The organism is Streptomyces sp. NPDC045470 (assembly GCF_040646595.1).
Classification (GTDB): Bacteria; Actinomycetota; Actinomycetes; order Streptomycetales; family Streptomycetaceae; genus Streptomyces.
Map to the genome: position 1 here is coordinate 184,951 of NZ_JBEZAN010000008.1, position 12,643 is coordinate 197,593.

Genomic DNA, 12,643 nt, shown 5'->3' on the forward strand with positions numbered 1-12,643 from the left:
CCGCCCGGGGGCCTGTGAGCTGTGTGAGGCTGGGCCTCATGCCCGTTGTGCGTGACCTCCGCGTACTGCTCCAACTGCGCGACTTCCGCTCCCTGCTGACCGTGCGGCTGCTCTCCCAGGCCGCCGACGGCGTCTACCAGGTCGCGCTCGCCACGTACGTCGTCTTCTCACCCGAGAAACAGGCTTCTCCCGCGGCCATCGCCTCGGCCATGGCGGTCCTGCTGCTCCCGTACTCGCTCCTGGGACCCTTCGCCGGTGTCCTGCTCGATCGCTGGCGCCGCCGGCAGGTACTGATGTACGGCAACCTGCTGCGCACCGCACTCACCGCCGGGACCGCGGCCCTGATCGCCGCACAGGTCCCGGACTGGCTCTTCTACGCGTCCGCCCTCTCCGTCATGGCCGTCAACCGCTTCGTGCTGGCCGGGCTCTCGGCCGCCCTGCCCCGCGTGGTCGACGGTACGGAGCGCCTGGTGCTGGCCAATTCCCTGTCGCCGACCGCAGGCACCCTCGCGACCACCGTGGGCGGCGGCCTCGCCTTCGCGGCACGGCTCGCGGGCGTCGAGTCGAACTCGGTCGTCGTGATACTGGCCGCGGGCCTCTATCTCTGCGCTGCCGGGGTCTCCCTGAGGATGGCTCCGGGGCTCCTCGGGCCTGAACCCGGGCAGCTCCAGCCGCGGTTGGGGGCCGCCTTGTCGAGCACCGCCCGTGGCCTGGTCGAGGGCCTGCGCCACCTTGCCCAGCGCCGTACCGCCGCGGTGGCGCTGACAGCGATGGCCGCGCTGCGCTTCTGCTACGGAGCGCTGACGGTGATGGTGCTGATGCTGTGCCGGTACGCCTGGTCCGACAGCGAAGCGGACGGGCTGGCGCTCCTCGGGATCGCCGTCGGCGTGTCGGGGGCCGGCTTCTTCACCGCCGCGGTCCTCACTCCTCCGGCGGTGGCCCGGTTCGGCCCCCTGGCCTGGATGGCGTGCTGTGCGGGACTGTCAGCCGTGCTGGCTCCCGCTCTGGGGCTGACCTTCGCGTACGGCCCGGTGCTGGTGGCGGCCTTCGTGCTCGGCCTCAGCACGCAGGCAGCCAAGATCTCCACGGACACGGTGGTGCAGTCCTCCGTGGACGACGCTTTCCGCGGCCGCGTCTTCGCCGTGTACGACATGCTCTTCAACGTCGCCTACGTCGGTGCCGCGGCCGTGGCCGCGCTGATGCTGCCGCCGGACGGCAAGTCGATCCTGCTCGTCATCGGCGTGGCCCTGCTGCACGCGGCGACCGCCGCGACGCTGGTGCGCTTCCTGCGGAACTAGGCACCGGCCTTCCGGCACTCGCCGTGCGCCTGGGTCCCTCGCGGCCCGCTACGTTACGCGCGTCACGCGCGCACGACGCGTCGTTCATCAGGGGGCCTGCTCCGCTTCCGGCGCCGCCTACGAGTCGCCGAGGCGCATGACGACACCGCCGACGAGAGAAGCTGTGCGACCTGATGAAGTACAGCGCCTATGCGGAAGCCACCGGCCGCAGGCACTGCAACAAAGACGTCCCCTGCCTCGAAAACCTCAAGGAGTAGGGCAGCGAGCTGGTTTCACGTGAAACACGGCCCGGCTCCGGTGCCGTGTTTCACGTGAAACAACCGGCTCAGCTCTGCGCGGCCCACCACTCCCGCAGCGCTGCGACGGCCTGGTCCCGCTCCATCGGCCCGTTCTCCAAGCGCAGTTCGAGCAGGTGCTTGTACGCCTTGCCGACCGCCGGGCCAGGTGCGACGCCGAGGACCTGCATGATGTCGTTGCCGTCCAGGTCCGGCCGGATCGAGTCCAGCTTCTCCTGCTCCTGCAGACGCGCGATCCGCTCCTCCAGGCCGTCGTAGGCGCGGGAGAGAGCGTTGGCCTTGCGCTTGTTGCGGGTGGTGCAGTCCGAACGCGTCAGCTTGTGCAGGCGCCGCAGCTGGGGGCCCGCGTCCCGCACGTACCGGCGGACGGCGGAGTCGGTCCACTCACCCGTCCCGTAGCCGTGGAAGCGCAGGTGCAGCTCCACCAGAAGCGAGACGTCCTTGATCATGTCGTTGGAGTACTTCAGCGCGGCCATCCGCTTCTTGGTCATCTTCGCCCCCACGACCTCGTGGTGGTGGAAGGAGACCCGCCCGTCGCTCTCGAAGCGCCGTGTCTTCGGCTTGCCGATGTCGTGCAGCAGCGCAGCCAGCCGCAGCACCAGGTCCGGACCGTCCTCTTCGAGATCGATGGCCTGCTCCAACACCGTCAGCGAGTGCTCATAGACGTCTTTGTGACGGTGATGTTCGTCACTCTCCAGCCGCAGGGCGGGCAGCTCCGGCAGCACCCGGTCGGCGATACCCGTGTCGACCAGCAGCCTGAGCCCCTTGCGCGGATGTGCGCCCAGCAGCAACTTGTTCAGTTCGTCCCGCACCCGCTCGGCGGAGACGATGTCGATGCGCTCGGCCATGGCCTTCATGGCCGAGACGACGTCCTCGGCCACCTCGAAGTCCAGCTGGGCCGCGAACCGGGCGGCCCGCATCATCCGCAGCGGATCGTCGGAGAACGACTCCTCCGGCGTCCCCGGCGTCCGCAGGACGCGCGCCGCCAGGTCCTCCAGACCGTTGTGCGGATCGATGAACTCCTTCTGCGGCAACGCCACCGCCATGGCGTTCACCGTGAAGTCCCGGCGCACCAGGTCCTGCTCGATGGAGTCGCCGTAGGACACCTCGGGCTTGCGCGAGGTCCGGTCGTACGCCTCGGAGCGGTACGTGGTGACCTCGATGTCGAACGAGTCCTTCTTGCAGCCGACCGTGCCGAAGGCGATACCGACCTCCCACACCGCGTCCGCCCACGGCCGCACGATCCGCAGCACGTCCTCGGGGCGGGCGTCGGTGGTGAAGTCCAGGTCGTTGCCGAGCCGGCCGAGCAGGGCGTCCCGCACCGAACCGCCGACCAGGGCAAGCGTGAACCCGGCCTCCTGGAAGCGGCGGGCCAGGTCGTCCGCGACAGGGGAGACCCGCAACAGTTCACCGACGGCACGGCGCTGCACCTGGCTCAGCGCGCTCGTCGACTGCGAGGTCCGCTCGGACTGCGGGGCGAGGAAGTCATTGTTGGCGTTCGGCACAACAGAACAGGGTACGGGTCCGCGCCCGGCGAAGCGTCCTGTCGTCCGGCACGCCGGGCATCCCCGGGAAAAGGGGACAAGGTCCTCCGGCGGCCGGCCGACGGGCGATCTTGTGGAGCAGTCCCCAGCACTTCGGCACAGCGGGTCTCGTTACCATGCGTGGACGCACATTCCGACGACCACTGACGACGACGAGGGACGGGCGAACGCGTGGCCGAGGCGGCAGGGTTGCAGGGGAGTGAACGGCCGCGTGGTCGGTGGTCGCGCCGGGCCGCGGCACTGATCGCCGGAGTGCCTTTGCTGATGGCGATGGTGCAGTTCCCGGCCGCCCCCGAAGCCCGTGCCGCCGGGCCGCGCACCGTCGACGTCTCCATCGACGCGCTCACGCCCACCGTGCCGAAGAAGGACGACACCCTCACCGTCTCCGGCACGCTCACCAACCGCAGCGACGCACCGGTCACCGACGCTCACGTGGGCCTTCGGCGGGGGCAGGCCCTCACCAGCCGCAGCGCCATCGACACGGCCGCCAAGCGCACCGGCTTCTCGCCCGGCGCGGACGGCGAAGAGATCAAGAACCGCACGCAGAAGATCGACAAGCTGGCCCCGGGCGTCAGCCGCACCTTCACCCTCCAGGTGCCGGTCAAGGACCTCGCCCTGGGGAACGACGGTGTCTACCAGCTCGGTGTCTCCTTGTCCGGCCGGTCCGGCGACTCCTCGTACGAGCAGGTGCTCGGTGCCCAGCGCACGTTCCTGCCCTGGCAGACCTCCGACGTGGCGAAGAAGTCCCAGCTCACCTACCTGTGGCCGCTGATCTCCTCCACGCACCTCACCGCGGAGACCGACGCGGACGCGGAGCAGACCCCCGTCTTCCGCAACGACAACCTGGCCGCGGAGATCGCTCCCGGCGGGCGGCTCCAGCAGCTCGTGGCGCTCGGCAAGGACCTTCCCGTCACCTTCGTCGTCGACCCGGACGTGCTCGCCTCCGTCGACGCGATGACCAAGACGTACAAGGTCGAGGGCCCGAACGGCCCCACGGCGGGGAAGAACCAGGCCGTCGCCAAGCAGTGGCTGGGCCAGTTGGAGGAGGCCGTCAAGACCCACGAGGTGGTCGCCCTCCCCTTCGCCGACCCCGACCTGGCCTCCCTCGCCCACCGCGGCAAGGAGGTCCCCAGCGCCCTGGGGCACCTCGGTCCCGCCACGACACTGGCGGCCACGACCGTGGAGACGATCCTGGGCGTCAAGCCCCGTACCGACTTCGCCTGGCCCGCCGAGGGCGCCATCGACTCCTCGATCGTCGACGTGGCCACCTCCGGCGGCGCGCACAACATCATCGCCCGCAGCGACAGCCTCCAGGAGAACGACCTCTCCTACAGCCCGACGGCGGCCCGTCCCATCGGCGGCGGAAACACCGCGATCGTCTCGGACGCCCGGCTGTCCACCGCCTTCGAAGGCGATCTGTCCAAGGCCGAGAACTCCACCCTGGCGATCCAGGAGTTCCTCGCCCAGAGCCTGATGGTCAACGGCCAGGAGCCCGAGCGGCAGCGCAACATCGTCGTCGCCCCGCAGCGCACCCCGTCGGTCAGCCAGGCCCAGGCCATGGCCGCCGGCGTGAAGAGCCTGGTGCCCGGCCGCTGGGCCGAACCGCTGAACCTGGCGGGCGCCGCCAAGGCGACGCCGGACCCCGACGCCAACCGCGTCGTGCCCCGGATCTCCGCGTATCCGTCCTCTCTGCGCGAGCAGGAACTGCCGACCGCGGCCTTCGAGCAGATCCAGGAAACCCAGAGCACGCTGGACGACTTCGAGCCCGTCCTGTCCCAGCCCGCCCGCGTGGTGACGCCGTTCGGCAACGCCATCATGCGGGAGATGTCGACGGAGTGGCGGGGCGACGAAGCGGGCGCCGCGGCCTTCCGCAGCTCCGTACGCACCTACCTCGACGGCCTGACGAAGAACGTGCAGCTGATCCAGAAGTCGGACGCGACGCTCTCCGGGCGCAGCGCGACCATCCCGGTGACGGTGCAGAACAACCTGGTGCAGGGCGTGAAGAGCCTGACACTGGAGCTGACGTCCTCGCAGCCCAACCGTCTCGACACGGGTGAGCCGCAGGAGATCACGGTCGACGGCGGCCACAGCCAGTCGTTCAAGTTCGACACGACGGCGAACGCCAACGGTCCCGTGCAGGTGACGGCCCAGCTCTACACCTCCGAGGGCAAGCCGTACGGCCTGCCGATGACCTTCCAGGTCAACGTCACCGAGATCACCTCGACGATCATGCTCGTGATCGCCGGCGGGGTGCTGCTGCTCGTCCTCGCCGGCGTGCGCATCTATCTCCAGCGCAAACGTGCCGGGTCCCGGCACGGCGGGGAAGGGACCGACGGCGGCGAGGACGCCGACGGGACCGGCGGCGGCGAGGGTCCCGGCGGTGAAGGGGCCGACGGCGGCAGCGGGAACAGCGGCGGAACCGACGACGGCGGTACGGACGGTGACGGGCCGGTGCAGCCGGGTGACCCCGAGCCGGACACCGGTTCGGGAAGCACGGACCCGTCCGGCTCAGGTGAGAAAGTGGACCGTTGATAGATGGCGGGGCCGGATGGCCGGCGACGGATGAGGTGGGGCAGCGATGAATGCGCCGTACGACGGTGACCGCGGCAGGGGTGCGCGCGGCACTCCTGCGGGTCAGGGACCGCCGACGCCTCAGGGGCAGCCGCCCCAGGACCCGTACGTGCAGGACGCGTACGCCAACGACCCGTACCGGTCGCAGGACCCCACGACCCAGGACCCGGTCGACGACGTCCTCTACGACCGGTCGGCCCACCCCCCGCCGGCCCCCGGCCAGGCCCCGAACCCGCTCTACCAGCAGCCGCCTGCCCCGCGGCACACTCCGGACCCCCAGGTGTGGGCCCCGCCCCCGCCGCCCGAGCCTCAGGGCCCGACCCGGCACCTGCCGTACGGTGACGACGCAGCCACCACCCAGTTCGTGGGGGTGGACGACCTCATCACACAGGCCGCCGACGAGCGCCCCGGGCAGGACGCCTTCGCGCACCTGTACCGGGACCAGCAGCAGTCGTACGAGCCACAGCGCCCTTACGAGCAGCAGCGCCCGCACGATGCACAGCAAGCGCCGTACGGCCAGCAACGCCCGCAGGAAGCGCAGCAGCCTTCGTACGACCAGCAGCGCCCGTACGGACAGCACCACCCCCAGGAACCACAGCAGCCGTACGGACAGCAGCCCCCGCAAGGAACACAGCAGCCTTACGGCCAGCAGCGCCCGTACGAGCCGCAGCAGCAGATGACGCCGCAGCCGGACCCCGTTCCGCAGGCCGCCGCGGTGCCGGAGCAGCCGCCTGCGCCGGTGCCCGCGCCGGAGCCCGCCAAGCGCTCCGGCGGGCGCGCCTCCAGCCTGCTGAAGTCCAGCGCCGTCATGGCCGCGGGCACGCTGGTCTCCCGCATCCTCGGTTTCGTCCGCAACCTCGTCATCGCCGCGGCGATCGGCGTCGGCACCCTCAACGACTCGTACCAGGTCGCCAACACCCTGCCGACGATGATCTACATCCTGGTCGGTGGCGGCGCCCTGAACGCCGTCTTCATCCCGCAACTGGTGCGGGCCATGAAGAACGACGAGGACGGCGGCGAGGCGTACGCCAACCGGCTCCTGACCCTGGTCACCGTGCTGATGGCCGGTGTCACCACGGTCTGTGTGCTGGCCGCGCCGATCTTCATCAGCATGATGTCGCCGAAGATCGCCTCGGATCCCGAACAGATGGACGTCGCGGTCGCCTTCGCCCGCTACTGCCTGCCGACCATGTTCTTCATGGGCGTGCACGTCGTACTGGGACAGATCCTCAACGCCCGCGGCCGGTTCGGCGCGATGATGTGGACCCCGGTCCTCAACAACATCATCGTGATCGCCACCTTCGGCGCGTTCATCTGGGTCTTCGGCAGCTTCTCGCACAGCGGCGTGGGCGCGGGCAACGTCTCCGCCGACGCGGTCCGGCTGCTGGGCATCGGCACTCTGCTCGGACTGACCGTGCAGGCGCTCGCCATGTTCCCCTACCTCCGGGACGCCGGTTTCCGGCTCCGCCCCCGCTTCGACTGGCGCGGGCACGGGCTCGGCAAGGCCGCCCGGCTCGCCAAGTGGACCTTCTTCTTCGTCCTCGCCAACCAGCTCGGCATGGTCGTGGTGACCCAGATCGCCACCTGGGCCGGCTCGGTGGCCGAGAGCGAGGGCCACTCCGGCACCGGTATCACCGCCTACAACTACGCGCTGCAGCTCTGGCAGATGCCGCAGGCCATCATCACCGTCTCGGTCATGACCGCCGTCCTGCCGCGCATCTCCCGGGCCGCCCACGACGGGGACGTCACCGCCGTCCGCGACGACATCTCCTACGGGCTGCGGACCTCGGCGGTGGCCATCGTTCCGTGCGCCTTCGCCTTCCTGGCGCTCGGTGTGCCCATGGCGACGCTGATGTTCTCCAGCGCCGGCACCGGCGCCACCAACATCGGTTACGTGATCATGGCGTTCGGGCTGGGCCTGATCCCGTACTCCGCGCAGTACGTCATCCTGCGCGGTTTCTACGCCTACGAGGACACCCGCACACCGTTCTTCAACACGGTGATCGTCGCGGCCGTCAACGCGGCGGGCTCCGGACTGTGCTTCCTCCTCCTGCCGCCCCGCTGGGTCGTGGTCGGCCTCGCGGCGTCCTATGGCCTCGCCTACGCCGTCGGCGTCGGCGTGGCCTGGCGGCGCCTGCGCACACGGCTGGGTGGCGACCTGGACGGACCGCACGTCATTCGTACGTACGCCCGTCTCGCCGGCGCCTGCGTGCCCGCCGCCCTGGTCGGCGGCGCGGCCGCATACGGAATCACCCTGGCGCTCGGCAGCGGCGTCACCGGTTCGCTGGCCGCCTTGGCCGGTGGCGGTGTCACACTGATCGCCGTCTTCTTCCTCGCCGCGAAACGGATGCGGGTCGAGGAGATGAACGCCATGGTCGGCATGGTCCGCGCCAAGCTGGGGCGCTGAGCGGGCACAACCATCGGCCGCAACCGTGTGTCGTGCATAGTGGCGGACTGTGGGCACAATTGTCTTGGCTCGTAGAGCCTGCAACGGATGGGGAGGCAGGAACGACGGTGGCGGAACGGAGCACGGCTGCCGTCGACGTGGCCGACACGAGCGGTGACGAACCGCTGACCGCCCAGGCGGGACAGGCCACGGACGACGGTGCGGAGGCCGAGAGCGTAACCGGCACGGACCAGGACACCGCACGCACCGGCGAACAGCCTGCCGCGGTGGCCGACACCAAGCCGCCCGAACTGCACAGCGGCCACAAGCTCGCCAGACGCTACCGCCTGGAGGAGTGCGTCACCCGTCTGGACGGATTCAGCAGCTGGCGTGCGGTCGACGAGAAACTGCGCCGTGCCGTCGGCGTACACATCCTGCCCGCGGACCACCCGCGTGCCCGCCCCGTGCTGTCCGCCGCGCGCTCCGCCGCGCTGCTCGGCGACCCCCGCTTCGTGCAGGTCCTCGACGCCGTCGAGGAGAACGACCTCGTCTACGTCGTGCACGAGTGGCTGCCGGACGCCACGGAACTGACCGCGGTGCTCGCGAGCGGCCCGCTCGAACCGCACGACGCCTACCAGCTCGTCAGCCAGGTCTCCCAGGCCATGGCCGCCGCCCACCGGGAAGGCCTGGCCCATCTCAGGCTCAACCCCGGCTCGGTGCTGCGGACCGAGTCCGGGCAGTACCGCATCCGCGGCCTGGCCGTGATGGCCGCGCTGCGCGGCATCACCAGCGAGCACCCGCAGCGCACGGACACCGAGGCGATCGGCGCGCTGCTGTACGCCGCCCTCACGCAGCGCTGGCCGTACGAGAGCGACGCGTACGGCCTGTCCGGGCTTCCCAAGGACGTCGGCATGATCCCGCCGGACCAGGTACGGGCCGGTGTGCACCGCGGTCTGTCCGAGCTGGCCATGCGGGCGCTGGTCAACGACGGTGCCACCGCCTCCCGCCAGGAGCCGGCCTGCACGACTCCGGAGGAACTGGCGAAGGCCGTCACGGCCATACCGCGCATCCGTCCGCCGGAGACGTCCTTCACCTCACCGCCGCCCTACCAGCGCACCGCTTTCCAGCAGGGCTCGTACGGGCAGCCCCCGTCGCGCAACGGCGGGGCTCCGGCCCGGGCCGCCGCTGTGCCCGCTCCGCCGCCACCGTTGCAGAGCCGCACCGGCCGGGCACTGAAGTGGTGCGTTTCCGGACTTCTGATCGCGGCACTGGGGCTCGGGAGCTGGCAGCTGGCGGACACCCTCATCAAGGGCGAAGGCCAGGACAGCCAGGAGAACACCCAGCCCGAGAGCGGCAAGCAGAAGAAGCCCGCGCCGAAGCCGATCAAGATCGACAGCGCTACGGAGTTCTCTCCCCGCACCAGTTCGCCCGTCGGCGGACGCTACAGCCCGGCATCGAACGCCGTGGACGGGGACCCGGACACCGCCTGGGTGACCGGACTGTTCAAGGGCTGGGCGAACTTCGGCAACCTCCCGTACCGCGCGGACGGCAGCGGCTTGGTCGTCGACCTCGGCAGCGTCCAGGACGTCTCCGAGGTGCAGGCCAGCATGTACCGGGCGGGGCAGACGGCCGAGGTGCTCGCCGCGGACCCCGGGGCGTCGAACCCGACGACGCTCAACGCGTTCCCGCAGCGCCTCTCCAAGCTGGAGAAGGCCGGCTCCTCGCTGTCCGCGAAGCTGGACAAGCCCGTCAAGACGCGTTACGTCCTGATCCACATCACCGAGCTGCCCAGCGACGAAGAGGAGGACGGCTACCGGGGCGGCATCTCGGAGATCAAGGTCAGCGGCTGACCCTTCGATCCCCCTTCACGGGCGCTCGAAGGGCTCGGCCTGCTCCCTGCTGCCGCGGGATCCGGCCACTTCACGAGGACCGAGCACGTGCTGCCTCAGCAGCACGTGCTCCGTTTTTTGTGAACCGACGGGTGACTTCCGGCCCGAATTCCGGCAATCACGCGTGAATCCGGCCGTTTTTGCCGAAGAAGACCCAGGAACACACCGGGGCTCCGACCGACGCATCGGCCAGGAGCCCCGGAAAATCGGCACCTACTAACGCTTCAGTTCCACTTGGTGCAATACACCTTATTGTTGCCGAAGTACCCACAGGCCCGCACCGAGTATCCGGGGCCGTCGTTCTGGAGGTTGTTGTTCGCGATCGATGCCGTGTCGCCCGGGTCGAGAGTGACCCGGCGCTTCTGCACCAATCCCTTCCAGGTCTTTCCGCCGTTGCGGGAGACGTCCATCCAGAGCGCCCCCTCACTGTCGCTGCCGTTCGATGTCATGCTGGCCATCGTCCAGTCGTGACCGTCCTTGCACCGGTAGACGAGGAGCTTGACCGTGGCGTGCCCGCCGTAGGTCTTCACCGACAGGGTCTTGCGGTAGCTGCAGCCGCCCTTCGAGTACGCGGACGCCGAACCCGGCATCGCCCCCACGGCGAGGACCGAAGCCACCGCGATCAGCAGAAGGCGCTTGAGATTTTTCATACAGCAATTCCTTGAATCTTTGTCGACGGACGAGAAGCAGCCGGCCGAACTGCTCCACAGCGGCCGATTCCCGGCAGTCGGTTTTTGCGCAGAACCTTGATCGTTTCAGCCGCCGTCGCGCTTCGGCAACTCTCGCAATGCGTGCCTTTACGACGGCGAAGTAATGGTGCGCTCAGCGCCGAACGGCGAGCAACGCCTGCGGTACCCGAGACCGGTCCCGCATCTGACCGGCGTTTACTTTCACAGCCCGGCGGGCTTCAATGGAGCCACCTATCCGCTACCCGCCGCGAGCAGGGGGACATGTGGGGCCTGAGACGGGCGGCTCTGACGTGGTGAGCGACGGTGACCTCCTCGCGCGCCACGTGGCCGGTGACCCCGAAGCCTTCGGCGAGATAGTCCGGCGCCACCGCGACCGGCTCTGGGCGGTGGCGCTGCGCACCCTCGGTGACCGGGAAGAAGCGGCGGACGCCGTGCAGGACGCGCTCGTCTCGGCCTACCGGGCCGCTCACACCTTCCGCGGCCAGTCGGCCGTCACGACCTGGTTGCACCGCATCACGGTCAACGCCTGTCTGGACCGGGCGCGCAAAGCGGCCTCCCGCCGCACGTCCCCGATCGCCGAGACGGAGCGGCTGGAGCAACTGCTGGAACCGCACGAGTCCGCCGCCGGGCCGGCCGAGCGGCAGGATCTGCACCGGGAACTGCTCGGTGCGCTGCGCACGCTGCCCGAAGAACAACGTGCGGCGCTGGTCCTCGTTGACATGCAGGGATATCCGGTGGCCGAGGCCGCCGCGATCCTCGACGTCCCCACCGGGACGGTGAAGAGCCGCTGTGCGCGAGGCCGGGCCCGGCTTCTTCCGATGCTCACCCATCTGCGCCCGGGTGAAGGGGATAGCAGACCCGTCGGCGGGGGAAGGAACCGGGCGCAGGGGACATCCGTCCCAGAGGCGGCAGGGCCGAAGGACACAGATGCCGTGAAGGGCGGAGGTGGGCGCTCGTGACTTCGACGACCGACACGGACGAGCACCCGGAGGTCTCCGAGATCTCCGCGCTCACGGACGGGCTGCTCTCCCCGTCCCGCACCGCGGATCTACGCGATCACCTGGCGTGCTGCGAGCTGTGCGAGGACGTCCATGCCTCCCTGGAGGAGATCCGGGGCTTGCTGGGCACCCTTCCCGGACCCACGCGGATGCCGACCGACGTGGCGGAGCGTATCGACGCCGCGCTGGCTGCCGAGGCGCTGCTCGACTCCACCGCTCCGGACCAGGCACCGGCCGTGCGGGAAGTCCCGGCAGCCGTGACCGTTCCTGTTTCACGTGAAACCGACAGCGCCACCTCCGCCGCCCCGCCCGCGTCCGTCTCCCGGCCCGCAGGGCATCCTCGGGCGGCTTCCGGCCCGGGACGCCGCCCAGCCGGTGCCCGGCCTCGGAGCCGACGTTGGCCGAGGGCGCTGCTCGGTGCCGCCGCTGCCGCGGCGGTCATCGGCGTCGGCGGAATCGTCATCCAGAACGCCTCCTCCAGCAGTGACCAGGGGGCGGCACGGAAGCCGCACACCGGAGCCGCGGAGAAGAGCGCCGGGGCCGCGTCCGCGCTGACATCCGCCACCCTGGAATCACGGGTTCACGACCTGCTGGCCTCGTCGCACAGCAGGAAGACGCCGGACGTCGGAACGCAGAGCTCTCCCGACACCCCGTTGCGAGGGGCGACGGACACCGTGCCGTCCTGTGTCCAGCGCGGCACCGGACGGCCGGAGACCCCCCTGGCGTCCACGCACAGCACCTATGAGGGCCAGGACGCGTATCTCCTGGTGTTGCCGCACCCGACCGACACCGACCGCGTCTCCGCCTACGTCATCTCCTCCTCCTGCGTGTCCGCGTCTCCGCCGGCTCCTGGCAAGGTGCTGCTGACCCACTCGTACCGGCGAGCCTGAACCGGCGGTAAGGGCGCCGGGGCCCCGCGGGAATGCTTGCCCCGTAGGATCCGTTGGGTGGGGTGAGAGTTCACCGAGAGCC

General features: G+C 70.1%; 8 protein-coding genes. 6 read left to right on the top strand and 2 right to left on the bottom strand.

The features are described from left to right. Window positions 1-38: 38 nt before the first annotated feature. A complete protein-coding gene (locus tag AB0A97_RS23335) occupies window positions 39-1,298 on the top strand; it encodes an MFS transporter (protein WP_361153085.1) in 1,260 nt (419 codons plus the stop codon). A gap of 325 nt (window positions 1,299-1,623) precedes the next feature. Here AB0A97_RS23335 and AB0A97_RS23340 read toward each other — a convergent pair whose 3' ends face one another. Continuing rightward, window positions 1,624-3,099, bottom strand: coding sequence for a CCA tRNA nucleotidyltransferase (locus tag AB0A97_RS23340; RefSeq protein ID WP_361153088.1), 1,476 nt, complete (start codon window positions 3,097-3,099; stop codon window positions 1,624-1,626). A 210-nt stretch (window positions 3,100-3,309) separates the two neighbouring features. Here AB0A97_RS23340 and AB0A97_RS23345 point away from each other — a divergent pair, with 210 nt between their 5' ends. The 3 genes from AB0A97_RS23345 to AB0A97_RS23355 all read left to right on the top strand — a co-directional run bounded on the left by AB0A97_RS23345 (window position 3,310) and on the right by AB0A97_RS23355 (window position 9,945). Then, window positions 3,310-5,670: a DUF6049 family protein gene (locus AB0A97_RS23345; RefSeq protein ID WP_361153091.1), complete on the top strand. Its 2,361-nt coding sequence runs from the start codon at window positions 3,310-3,312 to the stop codon at window positions 5,668-5,670. Between the two features lie 46 nt (window positions 5,671-5,716). Further along, window positions 5,717-8,116 carry a murein biosynthesis integral membrane protein MurJ gene (murJ, locus tag AB0A97_RS23350; protein WP_361153094.1) on the top strand — a complete coding sequence of 800 codons (2,400 nt, stop codon included), beginning with the start codon at window positions 5,717-5,719 and terminating at the stop codon, window positions 8,114-8,116. 107 nt (window positions 8,117-8,223) lie between these two features. Continuing rightward, window positions 8,224-9,945: a protein kinase family protein gene (locus AB0A97_RS23355; RefSeq protein ID WP_361153097.1), complete on the top strand. Its 1,722-nt coding sequence runs from the start codon at window positions 8,224-8,226 to the stop codon at window positions 9,943-9,945. A gap of 263 nt (window positions 9,946-10,208) precedes the next feature. Here AB0A97_RS23355 and AB0A97_RS23360 read toward each other — a convergent pair whose 3' ends face one another. After that, a complete protein-coding gene (locus tag AB0A97_RS23360) occupies window positions 10,209-10,634 on the bottom strand; it encodes a hypothetical protein (RefSeq protein WP_361153100.1) in 426 nt (141 codons plus the stop codon). Window positions 10,635-10,936: 302 nt separating this feature from the next. Between AB0A97_RS23360 and sigM the strand changes: the two genes are divergently transcribed. Further along, complete coding sequence (gene sigM, locus AB0A97_RS23365; RefSeq protein WP_361153103.1) at window positions 10,937-11,632, top strand: RNA polymerase sigma factor SigM; 696 nt, start codon at window positions 10,937-10,939, stop codon at window positions 11,630-11,632. Further along, the gene (locus AB0A97_RS23370) at window positions 11,629-12,561 is read left to right on the top strand and encodes a hypothetical protein (protein ID WP_361153106.1); all 933 of its coding nucleotides are present in this window, start codon (window positions 11,629-11,631) and stop codon (window positions 12,559-12,561) included. The genes sigM and AB0A97_RS23370 overlap by 4 nt, the downstream gene beginning before the upstream one ends. Window positions 12,562-12,643 lie beyond the last annotated feature (82 nt).